Below are 20,659 nucleotides of genomic sequence, written 5' to 3'. Positions count from 1 at the left end.
AGTCCGATTATGCCCAACCGGACTCTGTGAGTCCAGTTTGTTAAGGTGTCGAGGTGACAGCAGTTGAACGCCTGCTGGCCGACGAATCCGGCCAGTCGCCGCGAGCCGATGCCCGGCGCAACCTGGAGCGCCTGGTCGACGCGGCTCGCTCGGCATTGGCCGAGGTCGGCACCGAGGTCACCGCGCAGGAGATCGCGCAGCGGGCGGGCGTCGGCAAAGGAACTTTCTATCGGCGCATACGCTCTCGCGAGGCGCTGTTGCAAGCCGTGCTGGAAGAGGTGCTGAGCGAAGCCATCACCGCCGCTGACCGCGCCCTGGCAGATCCCGACCCCTGGCACGGATTCGCCGGCTTCGCCGCGGTGTATGTGCGCCTGCGCGCGGAGAGTTGCGGGGTGAACGAGGCCCTCGGCGATGCGGGCAGTCCCGGGCTGGCGGACATGCTCGGTGAAATCCGTTCCCGCCTGCGGCAATTGGTCGAGCGCGCCCAGCGCGCCGGCGCGATGCGACGCGACATCACCTGGCAGGACGTAGCTTTCGTGCTGGCGGGGGTGACAACCGACAAATACACGATCGGCTTGAGATCCGATGTGCAGCAGTGGAATCGCAATCTGGCGGTGTCGCTCGACGGCTTGCGGGTTCACCCCGGACCGGCATCGGCTCGGGCTGCCGCGGAAGGCTTGCCCGGTAGTAGGTAGATTCGGTCCGATCGGTGAAGGCCGACGGGTCAAACGGCCCGATCGGCCGGGTCGAGAGCAGTGGTATCCGGGAACAGTCGTGCCACCGCGGCAGCACCACCGCCGGCGAGCCAGTCCGCGAATGTGAGCACGCTCGGATGGCGTCGACGGGTCTCGGCTACCGATGCCCGGTAGCCACCGCGGCGATCGAGGTACTCGATCGAGGCGGCGAAATCCGCGTTCCAGGCCCGCAGGGTGTCGATGGGCACCGGCGTGTAGGTCACCTTCCGGCCCACTGCACGGGTCAGTGCGTGCGCGATGTGCGCCTGAGTCAGCTCGTCCCCGGCGATCGCGACAGTGTGGTGCAGGTATGTGCCGGGAAGACCGAAGGCCAGGGAGACGAACGCTCCGATATCGGTTGCGGCGATGAGTTGTTCGGGGATTTCCGGCGCGAAAGCGGTGGCCAGTGTGCCCGAGCCGATACCGAAGGCGGGATCGGCATAGTTCTCCATGAACGACACCGGGCGCAGAATTGTCGCCGGGATGCCGGCCGCCGCGATGTGCTGTTCGATGCGGAGTTTCGGCTCGAGCGACGCGACCCCTTCGGCTGTTTCAGCGCCGGATACCGACGAGTACACCAGGTGTTCCACGTCCGCGGCAACGGCCGCGTCGACCACATTACGGCCCCAGGCGATTTCGTCGTCGTAGGCCACCGGATCAGCGCCGAGAAGTCCGGGCTGCACGCTGAAGACACCGTGCGCGCCGGTCATAGCGGCGATCAGGACCGCTCGTTCGTCCTGGCCCCCGACGACGAGTTCAGCTCCCTTGTCCCGCAACGCTTGTGCCGATTCGCTCGACGCATCGCGGGTCAGCGCGCGGACCCGCCAGCCGTCGGCCAGCAGCCGGGTCGCGGCCGCGCCGCCCTGGCGCCCGGTTGCCCCGGTGACGACGACGATCTTGTTAGCATGGTTCGCCATGAGTGTGCCCTTCATCGATTCGATCGGCCCGTGCCCCGAGCGTGCCGGAGCCCACGCGAACACGGCAGTGGCCGGCGCGCCAGGTATGCGGGAATTCCGGCCACACGGATCGCCCTCACTCGGCGCGGCGGACGCGGCCGCCGACCTCGATGACGCTGCCACGCACCGCCGTCACGATCTGCGAGCCACGCCCCTGCGTGATCGTCAACCCGCGCCGCAACTCCGCGGTGAGCAGCAGTGCCGCCGCCCCGGTCGCCTCGTCTTCCTCGATTCCGTCCCCGCGACCCGGGAACGCGCGGGCACGCACCGTTCCTCTGGTTTCCTCCTGCCACGCCCAGGCGTAGACCCACTCGCCCGGGGGCGGCACGTCGAGCGCGTCGATCTCGGCCGGAGAACCGTAGCGCCGCATGGTCCGTGGCGGCGCCCACTCGGCCCGGGCCTCGATGCGGGTGAATTCGCCGTCCCGGCGCACATCGACAGTGCCGGCGGGTGTCACGAGCCGATCGACACCCAGGATCCACGCAGCACCCACACAAGGATGTCCGGCGAACGGAAGGCGGAGGGACGGCGTGTAGATGTCGATGACACCGCCCACCGAGTCGTCGATGAAAACGGTTTCGCTGAGCCCGATTTCCCCCGCCAACCGCTGCCGGTCCACTTCGGCGGGGACGGCGCCACCGTCGCGAATCACCCCGAGCTCGTTGCCGTATGCGCCGTCGGGGTCGCAGAAGACCCGGACCACTTCATATTCGATCATCAAGGCATCATCCGGACTCGAAAAGTGCGTCACGACAGCAGGTCTCGGTTCGCTCATCGGCTCGGGAGAGCTCGGCGCCGGGTGAACGACGCCCGGTAGGCCGTCGGGGTCAGGCCGATCCGGCGAAAGAGGTGCTGCCGCAGGGATTCCGCGCCACCGAGGCCGGAACGGCGCGCGACCTCCTCGATCGGAAGGTCGCTGGTCTCGAGCAATTCGCGGGCGCGGTCGATCCGCTGCCGCAACAGCCACTGCAACGGGCTCGATCCGGTCTCGGCACGGAAGCGACGTGTCAGGGTGCGCTCGCTGACGTGCGCGTGGGCAGCGAGGTTTCGCAGAGTCAGTGGTTCGTCGAGGTGTTGCGTCGCCCACACACGTGTGGGCGCCAAGGTGATACCGGTCGGTGGGGGAAGGGGGTATTCGATGAATTGGGCCTGACCCCCTGGGCGGATCGGCGCCACCACAGTCAATCGCGCTGCGGCATTGGCGACGGCCGAACCGTAGTCGTGCCGAACGATGTGCAGACACAGGTCGATTCCCGCCGCCAGCCCTGCCGAGGTGAGTATCTGGCCGTTGTCGACGAACAGAACCTCCGGTTGCAGGTCGACCGCGGGGAAACGTTCACGCATCTCCTGGGAGTACAGCCAGTAGGTGGTGGCAGGCTGGTCATCGAGCAAACCGGCCTGAGCCAGGACGAAAGCTCCGGTACAGATCGATGCGATTCGCTTCCCGGCCGCTGCCGCGGCCGACAATGCCGCCAAGACCTGCGGATCGCTGTCATGGCGCGCACCGGTACCGGTGACGATGACGGTGTCGGCTTCGGAGATGCTGTCCAACCCGTTCTCGATCACGACGGGGAGTTTCCCGTGCGCGGGCACGATGCCGGGCCGCGCGGTACAGAAGGACACTTCGTAGCCCGGTTCTCCGCCCACCGTGGCCGCCGAGAACACCGTCTCCGGCACCGACAGGTCGAACACCGTGACCGGCGGCACCGCTACGACCGAAATCTTGTGCGCCGCGCTACCCATCCGGTCACGCCGTCCGCGTCCGGACTCGGCGCGACTGATCCACTGCCACAACGAACTTGCCGGTACCCCGCCCCTCGGCGAGTAATTGGTGCGCCTCCCGGACCTCGTCGAGCGATTCGATCGTGGTGATCGGCACGCTCAATTGCCCAGCGGCGACGAGTTCCAGTACGCGTCGCAGTGCGGCGGCAGCGCGATGCGGTGCGGTCGCGGTCAGCCGGCTCATACTGAACCCCACGATTCCCACGTTGCCGCCGATCAGTCGCGGTAACGGCGGCAGCGGGGCAGGCTTGCCGCCGGCGGGGTTGCCGAACAACACGATTCGACCTCCGGGTGCTGCCAGGTCGAGGTCCGGATCGAGCATGGCAGTACCCAGCGGGTCGAGCACAACGTCCACCGCTCCGCCGGCCACCCGGCCGACGGCTTCGGTCAACTCTTCGTCGCGAGCGAAGACATGCGGCCATCCACTGCGCCGGGCTTCGTCGATCTTCTGCGCCCGGCCTACCGTTCCGATGGCCGTCGCCACCTCGAACAGGGGCGCCAATTGTGCGACCGCGCTTCCGATTCCGCCCGCGGCCGAATGCATCAACAGACGTTCTCCGGCCCGGATCCGAGCCACGTCGTTCAGCAGCAGGAACGCGGACGACAACGCCAGTGGCGCCGCCGCCGCGAGTTCCGGTGCGGCCGCCGCGGGTAACGAGGCGACCAACGCGGCATCGGCGACGGCCACTTCCGCCAGCCCGCCACCGCGGGTGAACGCGACCACCCGCTCACCGACCGCCAGGCCGACAACGTCCTCGGCGAGTTCCCGGATCGCGCCGACGACCTCCAGCCCGGGCACATACGGCCAGGCCGGGGCATATCCGGGATCGCCGCGGCGGGCCATGATGTCGAGGAAATTGAGGCCGGCGTACTCGACATCGATGGCGACCTGGCCGGGCCCCGGCCGGGGCACCTCGATGTCGAGGACACGGGTGCGGTCGGGACCGTCGAACGGTTCGCTCATCACTACTGCGCGCATGGCAGGCTCCTGGTTCGATATTCGACGAACATAGTACAACTTGGGCGGTCCGGCTACTATGTACGTCGAAAGTGAGGTGAAATGCCGAGATCAGAACGCAGCCGGCCCCAGCTGGTGCACCCGGAGCCGGCCGAGCTGGACCTGCTCGATGTTCTGCACGCCCTGTCGGATCGCACGCGGATGACGATCGTCAGAACCCTGCGTGCGCAGCCGGAGCGGGCGTGTGGCACTTTCCCGGTCGATGTCGCGCCCTCCACACTGACCCATCATTTCCGGGTGCTACGGGAGGCGGGGGTGATCCATCAGCGCGAGCACGGCAACCGGCGGTGGACGAGCCTGCGTGCCACGGAACTCGAGAATAGGTTTCCCGGTCTGCTCGACACGATCCTGGATACCTACGAGCGTCAAGTGACTCAGAGTTTCATTGCCTCGGCTGGGTGATTCTTAGGACGCTATCTCGGCGATCACCGTATCGAGTGGTGTGGCGGTGAGACCGAAAGTGGCTGCCGTGACCGTCGAATCGAACAGATCCGGGCGATCGTACGAGTAGAACATCTCCACAAACTCTGCGGTGACGGAATCGTCGCAGCCGGCCCATGCCAGGTCCGTGAGCGACATGGATTCCAGGACCGGTTTTTCCAGTCCGGCGGCGGCGGCAATACGATCGGTCATGTCGCGCACCGAGATCTCGCTCGACGGCACATGCCAGGCACGTCCCCATGCCCGTTCATCCCGGGCGACTGCCGCGAGCGTCGCCGCCACGTCGCCGATGTAGGACCAACTCTTCGTCGCGTCCAAGTCTCCGGGGAACGCGACCCGCTCACCGGCGAGAAGGGCCGGCACCACCAACATGCTGTAAACCGATCCGGAATTACGGCCGATGAAGTCCGCCGCGCGCACTTCGGTGGCGCGGACACGGCCGGCTTCGTGCGCGGCCAGCGCATCCAGCCACATTCTCGCCCGAACAGCTCCCTTCACCGATACCGGCGCCATGGGCATATCCTCGATATACCGGCCGTTTACGATGCCGTATCCATAGTTGTTGCTCAACGAAACATATCCTGCGCCGGTGCGCTCAGCGGCCGTGAGCACTCCGACGCCTATCTGCGGAAATTCGGCCGGCCAACGATCGTAAGGTGCCCAACTGGTATTGATCAGAGTTTCGGCGCCCTCGGCGACCGCGGTCATGCGATCGATATCGGTGGTGTCGCCGATCACCAATTCGATCGACGGATGTGCGGGACCGAGCCCTCTGCGACTGACCAGGCGCACTTCATCTCCCGCGTCCGCGAGAATCATCGCCGTCCGGCTTCCGGTCGTTCCTGCTCCGGCAACCACATGCAATGCCATTTCAACTCCTCGTCCGCCGCGAATGCGCGGCCGTGCTTACTTTGCACAACGGGCGGACATCGCGAACAGTGGCCGGACGGACAGGTAACCCAAGAATCCGGCCGCCTGCCCACACTGGACAGGGAAATCATCCACGCCCGATTACTCGGGTCTGTGCGTTCATCGGCGGATGCGCGTCGCTGCTGTCCGCGCCCAAGCCCGCGAGCAGGCGCAGACCGTCCTCGGCAGGGCTGCCGGGGGCCGCCGACAGCACCAGCAGTTCCATGCCCGAGTTGTCGGGTAGCGCGAAGTTCTCCTGATGCAGTTCCAACGGCCCGACCAGCGGGTGCCGGTACGCCTTGGGCCCGTGCGTGCGGGCGCGCACGTCGGCGCGGGCCCAGAGGCGGCGGAAGCGCTCGCTACCCATCGCCAGCTCGCCGATGAGTGAGGCCAGGCGGGCGTCCTCGGGGTATCGGCCGGCGGCCAAGCGCAGGTGCCCGACCACGTCCAGAGTGCAATTCTCCCAGTCCGCGTACAGGCCGCGCTCGGCCTCCTCGAGGAAGAGGTGCCGGGCGGTGTTCAGGCCCGGCATCGGCCTGCCGTAGAGCAGTTTCGCGAGTCGGTTCCCGGCGAGCACGTCCAGACGGTGGTCCATGATCATCGCGGGCGCGTCGGTGACGAGGCCGAGTACCCGCAGCAACTCCGGCCGGACCCGCCCGTCCGGCGCCTTCGCGCGGCGCCGGCGCTGCCGCGCGAGCCGGTAGAGGTGACCACGTTCGGTCTCGTCGAGGCCGAGGACGCGGGCGAGCGCGTCGAGGACTTGCTCGGAGGGCTGAGTCGCGCGGCCCTGCTCGAGGCGCACGTAGTAGTCGACACTGACTCCGGACAGGTGCGCGACCTCTTCGCGGCGCAGTCCGTCGACCCGGCGGTGTCGTTCCGCGGGAATGCCCACCGCAGCCGGGTCGACCCGGGAACGCCGGGTCCGCAGGAAGCCCGCGAGATCGTCCATATCGCCAGTATGGCCGTAGCGGCACCGGCGAAGGTGGGCCTGCCATTACCAGGAAGGCCGGTCCGACGGACAACGCGCCCCTGAACAGCCGGGTGCCGCGACGCCCAGGATGAGGGCATTCGATCCGAAGGAGTTCTGATGAAGACGCTGATCGTCTACGCCCACCCGGAGCCCAAGTCGCTGAACAGCTCGCTGAAGGACCTCGCGGTGTCCACACTGGCGGCGGCCGGGCACGAGGTACAGGTGAGCGATCTGTACGCGATGAACTGGAAGGCCGTCGTGGACGCCGCCGACTACGGGCCCGACGTCTCCGATCCACTCAGAGTAGCGGCGGAGTCGGGCCGGGCCTTCGACGCGGGGACCCTCACCCCGGACGTCCTCGCCGAACAGGAAAAACTGCTGTGGGCCGACACGATCATCTTGCAGTTCCCGCTGTGGTGGTACGCGATGCCCGCGATTCTCAAGGGCTGGGTCGACCGAGTGTTCACCCTCCACTTCGCCTATGGAGTCGGCGAACACAGCGACATCAGATACGGCGAGCGCTACGGCGAAGGCACCCTCGCCGGCCGGAAGGCGCTGCTGTCGGTGACAGCCGGCGGCCCGGAGTCGCACTACGCCGCTCGCGGTATCAACGGCCCCATCGAGGACCTGCTGTTCCCGATCCAGCACGGCATCCTCTTCTTCCCCGGAATCGAGGTGCTGCCGCCGTTCGTGCTGTACGGCACCGACCGGATGACCGACCACGACTATCCCGACGTCGCCAAGGCTTGGGTACAGCGACTGCTCACCCTGGAGTCGACCGAGCCCATCCCGTTCCGCCGGCAGAACTTCGGCGACTACGACATCCCCTCGCTACACCTCAGGCAAGGACTGGAACCCACCGGCCGCACCGGCTTCGGGTTGCACGTGCGTGGCTGACCGCCGCCGGGTGCCGGCGCCGCGCCGGCCGAGCAACAAGACGCTCCCGGATCACCGGGAGGACCGGATCGGATTCGTTCGGAATCATCGAAACCCCAGGCTGCCGGCCCTGGCCACACTCACCGTCTGGACCCACCGGCCCTTCTTGCGAAAACGTGGTCGATTTCAGCCGAGTCGAATGCCGTCCCGCCTAGAACGTCCAGCGGGTGGTGCCGCCGGGTGCGACGGTGGACACCGACACCGCCGACCGGGGATTGATCCGGTAGACGTACCACGGCGCCGGACCGGTCGCGGGCGCGTTGAACGGGGCCGTCAGCCCCGTCCCGGACTCGTCCACTTCGCACGGCCAGCCGCCCTCGGCCCAGACAGCCGCGATGCGTCCGACCGTGGCGGGGTCGGAGATCTTCTCGGCCGTCCCGTTGACGACGAGATCGAATTCGTTCGCCGAGACACTCATCGAGCAGCGCGGGTCGCGTGCGACGTTCTTACCCTTCTGGGTGGCGTCCCCTGTTTGGAACCAGTACGTGCCGTCGACCCATACCGCGCCGACAGCGGTGACATGTGGGGTTCCGTCGGCGTTGATGGTGGTGAGCCAGGTCGTGTGCCGCGTAGGTCCACCGCTTTCCGGTGCCTGATCGATATCGCGGCCGAGTACCGCCGTGACGCTGTCCCAGTTCTGGATCTGCATCCCGTTGGAGTCGTCGAGATTCTTGGCTTTCATCGGTCATCCTTTCCGTGGTCTACACGGGTAGACGACTCCGGCCGGACGAACTCATCGCGGGACTCTCGGTGGCCGGAACGAACGGCTCACCGAGCGCATGACCGGGTTTCGCGGCACGATCACAGGGTGAAGCGTGATGTGTCGGCCAGTCTGGACGTCGAGATCCATGCTCCCGCCGTACTCGAATTCCAGATCACCGTCGCTCGGCAAGAGGGGCTCGAGGTGGCCGAGACCTTGTCGTTCGAACTCGACGGCAGATCCATCGATCCAGAGGAAATCCTCGGGCCGCACGGTACTCGCATACACAAGATCGATTGCGGCAGTGGGAGTTTGCGGGTCCGCTACGATGCGGCCGTGTACGGCAACGCGTTCGCCGTGCCCGCCTCCGGCTATGACCTGTCGGTCTATCTCCGGCCCAGCCGCTACGCCGAATCGGACAAATTCCTCGGTTTCGCGGCCGCCGAATTCGGTGCCGTCGCCAGCGCGGATCTGCCGGTGGCGGTGTCGAATTGGGTCCGGTCCCGGATCAGTTACGTCGCGGGGAGCAGCGAGCCCATCGACGGCGCCGTGGAGACGTTGCTCTCCGGCGCGGGCGTGTGCCGCGATTTCGCCCATCTGGTCGTCGCGCTGCTGCGGGCACTGAATGTCCCGGCCCGGCTGGTGGCCGTCTACGCTCCGGAATGTGTCCCGATGGACTTCCACGCCGTCGCCGAGTTCTACCAGGACGGCATCTGGCGTGCCATCGACGCCACCCGTTTGGCCCCACGGCTGACCATGGTCCGGATCGCCACCGGCCGCGACGCTTCCGACGTCGCCTTCCTCGACAACCACGGCGGCAACATCACACTCACCGGCATGAGCGTCACGGCGTCGGCCGACAGCCCGGCACTCCTCGACAACGGCGACGACTGGATCTCGATCTGGTGACACCTAGCGGACGGGCGGGCGGTGAACCCGCGCGCCCTCCGCTACGGAACCGGGGTTATTTCGCTCCGGCCGGTGCGGCCGGATCCACGCAGTACGTGCCGGGTGCGGCGCACGGTGCGAGGATCGTCGAGAAGTACTGGTACGCCGACCACAACAGGATCGGGCCCGCGACCAGGGCGCTGCCGGCGAGGGTGCCGACGGTGCCGACCGTCGCGACACCGGCGACGCAGCCGACCACCGCGCCGGGGAGCACGCCGCCGAGCAGCGTGGCGACGGCCACGGATACCGAGCCGACAGCGGCGCCGGCGACACAGCCGAGACCGGCGCCGACGATCGCGCCGATCACCGCGCCCACGACCGAGCCGATTCCGACCCGTGAGGCGAACATGCCCAGCGCGGTCTGATCGCGTGGGGTGAACGACTCGGCCACGGCGGTGGCGGAGCCGAGTTCCTGTCCGCGGGCGATGTCCGCGGGGGTGATCGGATCGGCGACCGTGTGCCCGCCGGTCGAAGCCGGGGTGAATCGCACACTGTGGTCGCCGATCTCGGCCGCGATCGGGTAGACCTGATCGTCGCGGCGGTACGACAGCGGCAGGGAATCGTTGAAATTGCCTGCCGGATCGCGGATTACGACACTGTCGCCGACGGTTTCGAAGAGGCCGTCGGGGGACGCCAGCACGACCGCGTCGCCCTGGCGGTCGACCGTGAAGTGAATGCCGTTCAGCTCCACCGCCCGGTGATCCGGATCGGCCGGGCCGGCATTCGAGGTGCCGCTCGCGACGATCAGGGCACCGGCCATCAGCACCGCGTACGCAGTGAATTTCCTCATCTGTGTTCACTTTCCGTGTCAAGGGGCACCGCTGCCTTTCGGTGCCCGGCGATCCGGCATCTCGGTGCCGGGTCGGTCCGACCGCGGCCGGTGGGGCCGCGGGACGTGTGTGGTTGTGTCGAAATCACTTGCCGGACAAGGGCTCCTGGTGTAGCGGATCGATCCAGTGCACGGTGTCCGGGTGTTCGACCGGTTCGATATCGAGCGCGACGACGACGGCTTCGCCGCCGCTGCGCACCAGCACGCATTCCAGCGGTTCGTCTGTGCTGGCGTTGATTTCCTGATGCGGGACGTACGGCGGGACGAAGATGAAGTCGCCGGGTTCGGCCTCGGCGACGAATTCGAGCCGTGCACCCCAGCGCATCCGCGCCCGGCCGCGCACCACGTAGATCACGCTCTCGAGGGAGCCGTGATGGTGCGCACCGGTTTTCGCGTCGGGATGGATCGTCACCGTGCCGGCCCAGAGGCGCTGGGCGCCGACGCGGGCGGCGTCGATGGCGGCCGCGCGGTTCATTCCGGGGGTCTGCGGGGTGTTCACATCCAGTTGGCGCGAGGTGACGACGCGTACCCCGTGGTGTCGCCAGTCGGTGTGCGGCGATGGTTCAGCGGTCATCACGAATCCTTTCGAAGGGCGGCGGATGCCGTCCCCGCTACTGCTGTGCGGTGGACAGCCCGTCGTCGATGGCGATCGATCGATAGTGCGCGGTGACGGCTCGGACCGCGGTGCTCTCGATGTGGTCGGCGAGTCCGCGCCGCGCGATCAGGCGGACGTCGACCGCGCCGGCCGGTGGCAGCGTGACGATCCGGTCGAGTTCGCACGGCACCGCCGACAGATACGGCAGCAGGGCCACTCCGAAACCCGCTCCGGCCGCCGCCAGCAGGCCGTCCAGGTTGCCGGATTCGGCGGTCACCGACACCTCGTAGCCGCGCTCACCGAGGATGCGCACCGCCAGTTTGCGCAGGCCGCAGGGCTCGGCGAACGCCACCAGCGGTATCGGCCCGGGTGGCGGCGGCACCTGCCAGCCGCGGGCGGCGAACCAGTGCAGGGCCAGCGCGGCCACCTCGGTCCCGATCGGTTCGGCGGTGTTGCCGCCGAGGACGAGCACCAGGTCCAGCGCACCCTTCAGGACCGCGTCGGCCAGGGTGGCGGATCGGTCGATCCGGAAGTGCAGGTTCGCCTCGGGGTAGGCCGCGCGCAGCACACCGAGCAGGTCGGCCAGCAGCCCGGCGGCGGCGTGTTCGGTCGAGCCGATGGTCATCTGCAACTTCGGTGATCGGGCGAACCGGGCGAGGACCTCGCCCTGAGCGGCGAGCAGCCGGCGCGACTCGGCCACCAGCCACTCCCCCGCCGGGGTGAATCTCGCTGTGCGACTTCCCTTCTCGATCAGCACGCAGTCGAGTCGCCGTTCCAGCAGGCGGATGTGCTGGCTGACGGTGGGCTGGCTCAGATGCAGAGCGGCCGCGGCGCGCCGGAAGCCCCCGGTCTCCGCGATGGTCACCAACGTGCGCAAGTGCAGCAGATCCAGCGGATCCGGCATACGGTCCAGCCACCTTCGATAGTGCGATACTGACCGCCCATTCAATGTCAACACGAATCCCGGTACCATGATTTGAATCTTCAAGATTAGAAGGTATAACCGGTTCCGGACGGATTCCGTTCGGCGGGATTGCCGATCCGGGGCTGTCACACAATTCGAATCATTCGTCCACCACCGGGCTCGCCGAAAACATCACGGCGGTGATAGTCCCCGGGAATAGAACTGTATCGGAAAAGCCGATCATACCGATAAGTCGTTGCAGCACAGCAGGTCGAGCGACGATACCGGGCAATGTGAGGTCGATCACGTCGAGTTGGCGGCGCTCCGCGAACAAACGCACAATGGCGTTGCCGGGAGTACCCGGGTGGAGGGTGTTCCAACGTTTCCCGTATCGAGGGAGATCAGATTCGTGAACAATTTTCGGCCTGTCGATAAACCGTTTCCGGTGGCTGTCGTCGGAGTTTCGTGCCGGCTTCCCGGCGCCCCCGATCCCCGCGCATTCTGGAATCTCCTGAAATCGGGGGGAAATGCGTTCGGCGCGCCGGCGGAAACCCGGTCGCGCCCGAATCCGCGTCTCGCGGGGCTCTGGGGTGGCTTCCTCGAACGGGTCGACGAGTTCGACGCCGAGTTCTTCGGGGTCTCGCCCCGGGAGGCGGCGCAGATGGATCCGCAGCAGCGCCTTCTGCTCGAATTGGCCTGGGAGGCAACCGAAGACGCGAACATCCCGATGACCGAGCTGCGGGACACCCGCACGGGTGTGTTCGCCGCAGCGATGGCCGCCGACTACGCGGCCGTCCTGCGGGAGGCCGCGGCCGTCACCCGGCACACCCTGACCGGGACCGGGCGCAGCATGCTGGCCAATCGGATCTCGTACGCCTTCGACCTGCGCGGCGCCGGTTTCACCGTCGACTCCGGGCAGTCGTCGGGGCTGGTCGCCACCCATCTGGCCTGCGCGAGCATCGCCTCGGGCGAATCGGAGGCCGCCTTCGTCGCCGCGGTGAATCTGAACCTCACTCGGGAGGGCGCGCTGATCGCGGAACGCTTCGGCGGGGTCTCACCCACCGGCCGCGCGTCGGTGTTCGACGCCGCGCGCGACGGTTACGTGCGCGGCGAGGGCGCGGTCGTGCTGCTGTTGAAACCGCTGGATCGCGCGCTCGCCGCCGGGGATCGGATCCATGCCGTGATCCGGTCGACCGCGGTGACCGGCGACGGCGCCGGCGAGGGGTTGACCGTGCCCACCGTCGCGGGCCAGGCCGCGGCCGTCCGCGAGGCTCTGCATCGCGCCGGACTGCGCCCGGCCGACCTGCAGTACGTGGAATTACACGGCACCGGTACGCGAGTCGGCGACCCGATCGAGGCGGCCGCGCTCGGCGACGCCGTGGGGCGGGCGCGGTCCGCGGACGACCCGCTGCCGGTCGGATCGGTGAAGTCCGTGGTCGGTCATCTGGAGGGCGCCGCGGGCCTGGCGGGACTGCTGAAGACCGTCCTGAGCATCCGGCACCGGGAGGTACCCGCCACGCCCGGGCACGACGAACCCGATCCCGCCCTCGATCTGACCGGGGCCAATCTCCGCGTGGTGACCGCCGCCGAGCCGTGGCCGCATCCGGATCGGCCGCTGGTGGCGGGCGTCAGCTCGTTCGGCATGGGCGGGACGAACGTGCATGTGATCGTGGCGGAGACGCCCGGCGGCGGGGCGGCGCATCCGGCTCCGGAACCCGATGGGGCCGTATTGCCGTTCGTGCTGTCGGCGCGTACCGGGGCGGCTCTGGTCGCGCAGGCGGCACGACTGGCGGAGTTCGCTGACGGCACCGGACCGGAGTTGCCGTCGCTGGCCTCGACTCTCGTCCGCGGCCGGGTCGGCTTCGACGAGCGCGCGGTGGTGCTGGCCCACGATCACGCCACGCTGGTGGCCCGTGCCGCCGGGCTGCCGCACGGCCACGCGGCCGCCGGAGTGATCACCGGTTCGGGCGCGGGCGGCGGTATCGGCCTCGTCTTCGGCGGGCAGGGCAGTCAGCGCGCCGGTGCGGGCAGGCAGTTGTACGAGCGGTTCGCGGTGTTCCGGGAATCCTTCGACGCGTCGGTCGCGCTGCTGGACCGGTATCTCGAAGGGGCCGTGCGGTATTCGGTACGCGATGTGGCCTTCGGCGCGCCGGGCACCGCCGGGCTGATCGATCGGACGGTCTACACCCAGGCGGTGATCTTCGCCGTGGAGGTCGCGCTCTACCGGGTGCTCGAATCGTGGGGACTGCGATTCGCCGCGCTCGCGGGGCATTCCATCGGCGGTGTGGTGGCCGCGCACCTCGGCGGCGTGCTGACCGCGGCGGATGCGGCCCGATTGGTCGCCGCGCGTGGCAGATTGATGGATTCGCTGCCTGCGGGCGGGGCCATGGCGGCGATCGAGGCGAGCGAAGCGGACATCCGCGTCGCCCTCACCGACATCGGATCGGCCGAGTTGTCCGTCGCCGCGGTGAACGGCCCACGCGCAGTGGTGGTTTCGGGGCCGGAACCGGCGGTCACGCGCTTCGCCGGGGAGATGACCGCGGCCGGAAGGCGGGTGAAGCGGCTCGGAGTGTCACACGCGTTCCACTCGGCCGCGATGGACCCGATCCTCGGCGACTTCGAGGCGGCGATCGCCGGAATACCCTTCACCGCACCGCGATCGGTGGTGATATCCGACGCGACCGGCGCCCGGCTGACGGCGGCGCAGGCCGCCGATCCGGGATACTGGTCCGCGCATCTGCGGGGCACGGTGCGCTTCGCCGATACGATCCGCGCACTGCGCGCCGAGGGGGTCGGGGTCTTCCTGGAGCTGAGCCCGGATGCCGTGCTGAGCCAGATGGTCACCGGCGTGCTCAGTGGCGAGGCCAGAGTTGCCGTCGCCGCCACTCTGCGCAAGGATCGCGACGAGGCCGCCGGGCTGTTCGCCGCCGCGGCCGTGGCATACACGAACGGGCATCCGGTCGACTGGACCGCGATCGTGCCGGAGGCACCGCGTCTGGACCTGCCCACCTATGCCTTTCAGCGGCAGCGGTTCTGGGTGGAGCCACCGGCGCGACGGGTCGGACCCGATCTGCTCGAATCCCCACGGGGCGAAGCACCGGCGGTCGAGTCGGTGGCGGTCGAGTCGGTGGCCGTGCCCCAACCGCCGGTACAGCAGGGGGCGGTGCAGCGAGAGCCCCTCCAACCGGGAGCCGTCCAGCCGGAGGCGGTCCAGCCGGGGGCCGTCCAGCAAGGAGCCGTCCGGTCAGGGGCTGCCCAGCAAGGGGCCGTCCAGCAAGAACCGCTCGCGCAAGAGACGGTCCAGCCAGGGGTGTTGCCCATTCCGTCAGTGTCGTTCGAGTCAGGGACTATTCGGTCGGTAGATGTCGACTCACACACTGTTGCAACATCTTCCGTTCGATCGGAGAATGTTCCAGCTGTCGTGCGCGACGCTGTGGGTGCCGTGCTCGGCTACAGCGATTCGCGGGAGTTCGACTCCGACAGTACTTTTCGTGACCTCGGCCTGGATTCGCTCGGGGCCAGCGAGCTGGCCGGTGTCCTGACCAGTCGGCTGGGGCTCACCGTGGCCCCGACCGCGGTTTACGACCATCCGACACCGGCGGCGCTGACAGCTCATCTCGATGGGCTTCTGCGGGCGGGTTCGCAGCGGGGGGAACCTACGGCCGCGCGCACCGGCTTCGCCGCCGACGGCGAGCCGATCGCGATCGTCGCGCTCAGCGGGCGCTTCCCGGGTGGATACGACTCCCCCGAACAGTTGTGGGATCTGCTCGCCGGTGGTGCGGAGGCGATCGGCGCGCTGCCGGCCGATCGGGGCTGGGACCTCGGCACGCTCGTCGACTCGACCGGCGACGGCGCTCGCCGTGGCGGATTCCTCCGCGCGGCAGGCGATTTCGATGCGGAGTTCTTCGGGATCTCGCCGCGTGAGGCGACGGTGATGGATCCCCAGCAGCGGCTGGTGCTGGAATCCGCGTGGGAGCTGTTCGAGCGGGCCGGGATCGTCGCGTCGTCGCTGCGCGGGAGCCGTACCGCCGTCTATCTGGGTGCGAGCCCGTCGGAGTACGGTCCGCGTCTGCACGAACTGGGTGACGCCGCAGCGGGTTTCGGGCTGACCGGCAGCGCACCCAGTGTGCTGTCCGGGCGGGTCTCCTATGCGTTCGGTTTGTCCGGACCTGCGTTGACGGTGGACACCGCCTGCTCGTCGTCGCTGGTGGCGTTGCATCTGGCGGTCCGGGCCCTGCGTTCGGGCGAGGCGGATCTCGCCGTCGCGGGCGGCGTGACCGTCATGGCGACCCCGGGGATGTTCACCGAATTCGCCCGGCAGGGTGGGCTGGCGGCGGACGGCCGCTGCAAGGCGTTCGGCGCCGCTGCCGACGGCACCGGCTGGTCGGAGGCGGTGAGCATGCTGCTGGTGGAACGGCTGTCGGATGCCCATCGGCTGGGGCACGAGGTGCTCGCGGTGGTGCGCGGCACCGCCGTCAACCAGGACGGGGCGTCCAACGGCCTCACCGCCCCGAACGGCGTCGCCCAGCGACGGGTGATCCGGGAGGCTCTCGCCGACGCCGGGGTTTCCGCCACGGAGGTGGAGGTGATCGAGGCGCACGGCACCGGCACGGCGCTCGGGGATCCGATCGAGGCGCAGGCGTTGCAGGACGTCTACGGACATCAGCGCGGCGAACCCGTCTGGCTCGGCTCGCTGAAATCGAACATCGGCCATACCCAGGCCGCCGCCGGGGCCGCCGGGGTCACGAAAATGGTTCTGGCCCTGCGCCGGCAGCTGATCCCGGCCACGCTGCACGCGGATCCGCCCTCACCGCACGTGGATTGGACGGCAGGGACGCTACGGCCGGTCACCGAGCCGCAGCCGTGGATCCCGTCCGGCCGCCCGCGCCGCGCGGCGGTGTCGTCCTTCGGGATCAGCGGCACCAACGCACACGTGATCCTCGAGGAGGCGCCGCAGCCGGAGCCGGTACCCCCGGCACAACCGGACCACGAGCCGAATACGTTGTCCCCGTTCGTGTTGTCGGCCCGAAATTCGGCCGCGCTCCGCGAGCAGGCCCGCCGGCTGGCCGAGCACTGGACGACGACCACCTATCGAGCGACAAGCGCCGATCCAGCGGCGATCACCAACCCAGCAGCGGTCACCGATCCAGCGACGACCACCAACCCAACGGCGATCACCGAACCAACGGCGACCACCAACCCAGCGACGACCACCAACCCAGCGACGGTCACCGAACCAGCGACGGTCACCGAACCAGCGACGACGACCGCCAACCCAGCGGCGACCGCCGATCCAGCGACAACCACCAACCCAGCGGCGATCGCCTCGGCCCTGATCCGGCACCGCGCGACGTTCGGCACCCGAGCGGTGGTGCTCGCGGCCGACGCCACGGCACTGAACGCCGGGTTGCGCACGCTGGCGGCGGACGGCACGGCGGCGAACGTCATCACCGGCTCGGGGTCCGGATCCGGCAGCATCGGTGTGGTCTTCGGCGGACAGGGCAGTCAGCGGACCGGCGCGGGGCGACAGTTGTACGAGCGGTTCGCCGTGTTCCGGGAATCCTTCGACGCCGCCGCGGCACTGCTGGATCGACACCTTGTCGGGACGACGCGATTCTCGGTGCGGGACATCGCTTTCGGGGCCCCCGGCACCGAGGGCCTGATCGATCGGACGGTCCACACCCAAGCGGTGGTCTTCGCGGTGGAGGTCGCGCTCTTCCGGTTGCTCCGGTCCTGGGGCGTCGAGATCGCAGCCGTCGCAGGCCATTCGATCGGTGGTGTGGTGGCCGCGCACGTGGCCGGCGTGCTGCCGCTGGCCGAGGCCGCGCGGCTGGTCGCCGCCCGTGGCCGGCTGATGGACTCGCTGCCCGAAGGCGGGGCGATGACCGCCGTCGAAGCCACCGAGGACGAGGTGCGTGCGGCGATCACCGCCGCCGGCCAGTCCCACGACGTGGCCGTCGCGGCGGTGAACGGTCCACGGGCCGTGGTGATCTCGGGCCCGGAGGACGCCGTGTCGGCGGTGGCCGACGCGGTGTCGGCAGCGGGCCGGCGGATGCGGCGGCTCACCGTGTCGCACGCCTTCCACTCCGCGGCGATGGATCCCATCCTCGACGAATTCCGTTCCGTGGCAGCCCGATCAGCTTTCGAAGCGGCCACCGGAATCCGGATCTTCTCCGATCACACCGGATCGGAGACGACCGGTGCGGAACTGAGCGACCCCGATTACTGGGTACGCCACCTGCGCGGCACAGTCCGTTTCGCCGACGCCGCCCGCGCGATGGCTGCCGCGGGTGTCGGCACCTTTCTCGAGCTGAGCGCCGATGCCGTCCTCGCCCCCGCACTGGCGGGCACCCTCGGCGACGGAACCGTCGTCACGACACTGCGCCGCGACCGAGACGAGGTCACCGGCCTGCTCACCGCCGCCGCGACCCTGTTCACGCACGGTCACCACGTGGACTGGACCGCCCTCGTACCCGCGGCGCACCGCGTCGATCTGCCCACCTATGCCTTTCAGCGCCAACGATATTGGCTGAACGCGCCCACCGCCGGGGCCCGGGCCGATCGCTGGGTCCACCGCACGCACTGGCAGCCGTGGTCCGGCGGGGCACCCGCCCACCCGGACGGTTCCCGCTGGGTGCTGGTCGTCCCCGAAGCCGCCGAGGAGTGGGCCACGGCACTACGCACCGAACTCATCGGCAGCGGCGCGGCGGTGACCGAACTGAACGTCGACCCCGCGACCGCGACCAGGACCTCACTGGCGACCGCGCTGGCAGCGATCCCCGGCAGCCCGGTGACGGTGGTCTCGCTGCTGCCACTCGCGGTGGACCCCGACCGCGCCCTCGACCTGATGGCCGCCACCGCCGCACTGACCCAAGCGGTCGCCGCCGCGCCCCAGGTCACAGCGCTCGGAGTGCTCACCGTCGGCGCCGACCTCGACGACTCAGCGGGCACGGTGGCGAACACCGACAGACACACCGTCGACACCAACCGAACAGCAGATGACACCGCCCGGCGCACTGCCGGGACCGACCTCGACCCCACGCCCGACACAACGGACGACCCCACCGGACGCATTTTCGGCCCCCGCTACGACCGTGCGGCAGGCACAAAAGACAACACCGCGCGACAGACCGCGGCCGACCTCGACCACACGGCAGACACAACAAACAGCACCGCCCAGCACACTCTCGGCGCCGACCCGGAGAACGCGCCGGACACCGCTCGGCCCGCCCTCAGCGCCGACCACGACCGTGTCGTAGCGGCGATGGACAACACCGCCCAGTTCACCGCCGAGCCCGACCACGACTACCCGGCCGCCGCGAACGAGCACACCACCCGGGACCACGTTGGCGTCGAGACCGCGTGCGAGAGCGGGCTTTCACCGCACACCGGCTCGGGTGCCGATATCGTCGGTCATGCCTGGCATGCCGCGTTCACCAGTGCGGCGGCCACCGAGGGCGGGCTCGGTCCGGCCGTTGTGGTGGATGTGCCCGCCCGGCCGGGTGCCGGGCTCGCCGGGCAGGTTCTCGCGGCGCTTCGGGCGCGGGGCGGGGAGCGCGAATTCGCGGTGCGGGCCGGGCAAACCTGGACCAGGCGGCTGCGGCCGGGCAGCCTCCGGCAGCGTGGTGAACCGTGGCGGCCACGCGGAACGGTGCTCGTCACCGGTGGTACGGGTGCGCTGGGGGCACACATAGCGCGCCGATTGGCCGGGCAGGGGGTCGCTGACCTGCTGCTGGTGAGCAGACGGGGACCGGACGCGCCGGGCGCGGCGGAGTTGATCGCCGAGCTCTCGGCGGCCGGCGCGCGGCCGGTGGTGGTCGCCTGCGATGTCGGGGACCGTGACTCGCTCGCGGCGGTCATCGCCGATATTCCGCCCGATCGCCCGCTGACCGATGTGGTGCATGCCGCCGCCGTGCTGGACGACGACCTGGTCGGCGGTCTCGACCGGTTCCGGATCGAGCGGGTGCATCGGGTGAAAGTCGGTGCCGCGCTGAACCTTCACGAATTGACCGCGTGGCACGACCTGTCCTCGTTCGTGCTGTTCTCCTCCGTCACGGGGGTGATTCCGGCGCCCGGACAGGCCAATTACGCCCCGGGGAACGCGGCGCTGGACGCGCTCGCCGCGCATCGCCACCGGCTGGGTCTGCCCGCCACCTCGATCGCCTGGGGCCATTGGGCAGGCGGCGGAATCGGCGGGCTCGCGGCGGAGCAGTTGCGGCGCAACGGCTTACGGCCGATGAATCCGGACGACGCGCTGGACGCGCTGGAACGAGCGGTCGGCAGTGGTGAGACGCGGGTCGTCATCGCCGATGTGGACTGGACGGCGGCGGATCCTCGCCACGCGCGACTACTCGCCGAATTGCTGCCGGCGCAGCGGGAATCAGCCGCGGAGGTCGATGAACCAGCCGAGGTGCTTGCGGCACTGAGTGATTCGGACCGGCGGACGGCGGTGCTCGATCTGGTCCGGGTGGAAACGGCGGCGGCGCTCGGGCATACCGATCGATCCGCGCTCGACGACGAACGCGGGTTGCGTGACCAGGGTTTCACGTCGCTGACCTCGGTGGAGCTGCGAAATCGGTTGCGGCAGCGCACCGGTCTGGAACTGCCGGCCACTCTGGTGTTCGACCATCCCACGGTCGCCGCGCTGACCGCGTATCTGCTCGAGTTGCTCACGCCGCCCGGGCTGTCCCCGCTCGACGGGCTGCTCGCCGATCTCGACCGCATCGCCGCGGATCTGGTGACCGCCGACCTGACCGAGCCCGATCGGGCGGTCGTGCTCGACCGGTTGCGTCATCTGGCGGCCGACTCCCCCGCCGGGCCTTCGGCCGAGCGCACAGCCGTCGCGGCCGTCGAGCGCACCGCCGCACTCTCCGACGCCGATCTGATCGACTTCATCGGCTCCGAATTCGGCATCTCCTGACCTCGCGAATCATGAAA

Annotated in this window: 15 protein-coding genes; 5 read left to right on the top strand and 10 right to left on the bottom strand. The window is 69.0% G+C overall.

The window, feature by feature from the left end:
- The first annotated feature begins 53 nt into the window (after positions 1 to 53).
- Positions 54 to 695: a TetR/AcrR family transcriptional regulator gene (locus NRB56_RS20095; protein ID WP_319943250.1), complete on the top strand. Its 642-nt coding sequence runs from the start codon at positions 54 to 56 to the stop codon at positions 693 to 695.
- 29 nt (positions 696 to 724) lie between these two features.
- Here NRB56_RS20095 and NRB56_RS20090 read toward each other — a convergent pair whose 3' ends face one another.
- The 4 genes from NRB56_RS20090 to NRB56_RS20075 form a co-directional block, all read right to left on the bottom strand.
- On the bottom strand, positions 725 to 1,651 hold the full coding sequence (locus NRB56_RS20090) for an NmrA/HSCARG family protein (protein WP_153344375.1): 927 nt from the start codon (positions 1,649 to 1,651) through the stop codon (positions 725 to 727).
- A 115-nt stretch (positions 1,652 to 1,766) separates the two neighbouring features.
- A complete protein-coding gene (locus NRB56_RS20085; RefSeq protein ID WP_153344373.1) occupies positions 1,767 to 2,408 on the bottom strand; it encodes a PhzF family phenazine biosynthesis protein in 642 nt (213 codons plus the stop codon).
- Positions 2,409 to 2,461: 53 nt separating this feature from the next.
- A complete protein-coding gene (locus NRB56_RS20080) occupies positions 2,462 to 3,433 on the bottom strand; it encodes a GlxA family transcriptional regulator (RefSeq protein ID WP_153344371.1) in 972 nt (323 codons plus the stop codon).
- A 4-nt stretch (positions 3,434 to 3,437) separates the two neighbouring features.
- Entirely contained in the window at positions 3,438 to 4,451 is a 1,014-nt protein-coding gene (locus tag NRB56_RS20075; protein WP_153344369.1) for a quinone oxidoreductase family protein, read from the bottom strand.
- Between the two features lie 81 nt (positions 4,452 to 4,532).
- Here NRB56_RS20075 and NRB56_RS20070 point away from each other — a divergent pair, with 81 nt between their 5' ends.
- Entirely contained in the window at positions 4,533 to 4,892 is a 360-nt protein-coding gene (locus NRB56_RS20070; protein WP_153344367.1) for an ArsR/SmtB family transcription factor, read from the top strand.
- Positions 4,893 to 4,895: 3 nt separating this feature from the next.
- Here NRB56_RS20070 and NRB56_RS20065 read toward each other — a convergent pair whose 3' ends face one another.
- Positions 4,896 to 5,801, bottom strand: a complete 906-nt coding sequence (locus NRB56_RS20065) for an NAD-dependent epimerase/dehydratase family protein (protein WP_153344365.1) — start codon at positions 5,799 to 5,801, stop codon at positions 4,896 to 4,898.
- Between the two features lie 127 nt (positions 5,802 to 5,928).
- Complete coding sequence (locus NRB56_RS20060) at positions 5,929 to 6,789, bottom strand: helix-turn-helix transcriptional regulator (protein WP_153344363.1); 861 nt, start codon at positions 6,787 to 6,789, stop codon at positions 5,929 to 5,931.
- Positions 6,790 to 6,927: 138 nt separating this feature from the next.
- On the opposite strand from NRB56_RS20060, the gene NRB56_RS20055 reads away from it, so the two are divergent.
- Positions 6,928 to 7,707, top strand: coding sequence for an NAD(P)H-dependent oxidoreductase (locus NRB56_RS20055; RefSeq protein ID WP_153344361.1), 780 nt, complete (start codon positions 6,928 to 6,930; stop codon positions 7,705 to 7,707).
- A 190-nt stretch (positions 7,708 to 7,897) separates the two neighbouring features.
- On the opposite strand, the gene NRB56_RS20050 is transcribed toward NRB56_RS20055, so the two are convergent.
- Positions 7,898 to 8,428 carry a pyridoxamine 5'-phosphate oxidase family protein gene (locus NRB56_RS20050; RefSeq protein ID WP_153344359.1) on the bottom strand — a complete coding sequence of 177 codons (531 nt, stop codon included), beginning with the start codon at positions 8,426 to 8,428 and terminating at the stop codon, positions 7,898 to 7,900.
- Positions 8,429 to 8,554: 126 nt separating this feature from the next.
- On the opposite strand from NRB56_RS20050, the gene NRB56_RS20045 reads away from it, so the two are divergent.
- Positions 8,555 to 9,355 carry a transglutaminase-like domain-containing protein gene (locus NRB56_RS20045; protein ID WP_319943249.1) on the top strand — a complete coding sequence of 267 codons (801 nt, stop codon included), beginning with the start codon at positions 8,555 to 8,557 and terminating at the stop codon, positions 9,353 to 9,355.
- 55 nt (positions 9,356 to 9,410) lie between these two features.
- Here NRB56_RS20045 and NRB56_RS20040 read toward each other — a convergent pair whose 3' ends face one another.
- From NRB56_RS20040 to NRB56_RS20030, 3 genes are all read right to left on the bottom strand, one after another.
- Positions 9,411 to 10,184: a hypothetical protein gene (locus NRB56_RS20040; protein WP_153344357.1), complete on the bottom strand. Its 774-nt coding sequence runs from the start codon at positions 10,182 to 10,184 to the stop codon at positions 9,411 to 9,413.
- A gap of 124 nt (positions 10,185 to 10,308) precedes the next feature.
- Positions 10,309 to 10,797, bottom strand: a complete 489-nt coding sequence (locus NRB56_RS20035; protein WP_153344355.1) for a cupin domain-containing protein — start codon at positions 10,795 to 10,797, stop codon at positions 10,309 to 10,311.
- Between the two features lie 37 nt (positions 10,798 to 10,834).
- Positions 10,835 to 11,722 carry a LysR family transcriptional regulator gene (locus NRB56_RS20030; RefSeq protein WP_153344353.1) on the bottom strand — a complete coding sequence of 296 codons (888 nt, stop codon included), beginning with the start codon at positions 11,720 to 11,722 and terminating at the stop codon, positions 10,835 to 10,837.
- 256 nt (positions 11,723 to 11,978) lie between these two features.
- Here NRB56_RS20030 and NRB56_RS20025 point away from each other — a divergent pair, with 256 nt between their 5' ends.
- A complete protein-coding gene (locus NRB56_RS20025) occupies positions 11,979 to 20,642 on the top strand; it encodes a type I polyketide synthase (RefSeq protein WP_153344351.1) in 8,664 nt (2,887 codons plus the stop codon).
- The last annotated feature ends 17 nt before the right edge of the window (positions 20,643 to 20,659 follow it).

The organism is Nocardia aurantia, from assembly GCF_009604425.1.
Taxonomy (GTDB): Bacteria; Actinomycetota; Actinomycetes; order Mycobacteriales; family Mycobacteriaceae; genus Nocardia; species Nocardia aurantia.
This window is presented reverse-complemented; position numbering and strand designations above follow the sequence as displayed.

Excerpts from the sequence above, each read along its gene's own strand:
- NRB56_RS20030 (WP_153344353.1), bottom strand. The coding sequence starts at position 11,722 with ATGCCGGATCCGCTGGATCTGCTGCACTTGCGCACGTTGGTGACCATC.
- NRB56_RS20080 (WP_153344371.1), bottom strand. The coding sequence starts at position 3,433 with ATGGGTAGCGCGGCGCACAAGATTTCGGTCGTAGCGGTGCCGCCGGTC.
- NRB56_RS20040 (WP_153344357.1), bottom strand. The coding sequence starts at position 10,184 with ATGAGGAAATTCACTGCGTACGCGGTGCTGATGGCCGGTGCCCTGATC.
- NRB56_RS20050 (WP_153344359.1), bottom strand. The coding sequence starts at position 8,428 with ATGAAAGCCAAGAATCTCGACGACTCCAACGGGATGCAGATCCAGAAC.
- NRB56_RS20060 (WP_153344363.1), bottom strand. The coding sequence starts at position 6,789 with ATGGACGATCTCGCGGGCTTCCTGCGGACCCGGCGTTCCCGGGTCGAC.
- NRB56_RS20065 (WP_153344365.1), bottom strand. The coding sequence starts at position 5,801 with ATGGCATTGCATGTGGTTGCCGGAGCAGGAACGACCGGAAGCCGGACG.
- NRB56_RS20075 (WP_153344369.1), bottom strand. The coding sequence starts at position 4,451 with ATGCGCGCAGTAGTGATGAGCGAACCGTTCGACGGTCCCGACCGCACC.
- NRB56_RS20055 (WP_153344361.1), top strand. The coding sequence starts at position 6,928 with ATGAAGACGCTGATCGTCTACGCCCACCCGGAGCCCAAGTCGCTGAAC.
- NRB56_RS20090 (WP_153344375.1), bottom strand. The coding sequence starts at position 1,651 with ATGGCGAACCATGCTAACAAGATCGTCGTCGTCACCGGGGCAACCGGG.
- NRB56_RS20070 (WP_153344367.1), top strand. The coding sequence starts at position 4,533 with ATGCCGAGATCAGAACGCAGCCGGCCCCAGCTGGTGCACCCGGAGCCG.
- NRB56_RS20035 (WP_153344355.1), bottom strand. The coding sequence starts at position 10,797 with ATGACCGCTGAACCATCGCCGCACACCGACTGGCGACACCACGGGGTA.
- NRB56_RS20085 (WP_153344373.1), bottom strand. The coding sequence starts at position 2,408 with ATGATCGAATATGAAGTGGTCCGGGTCTTCTGCGACCCCGACGGCGCA.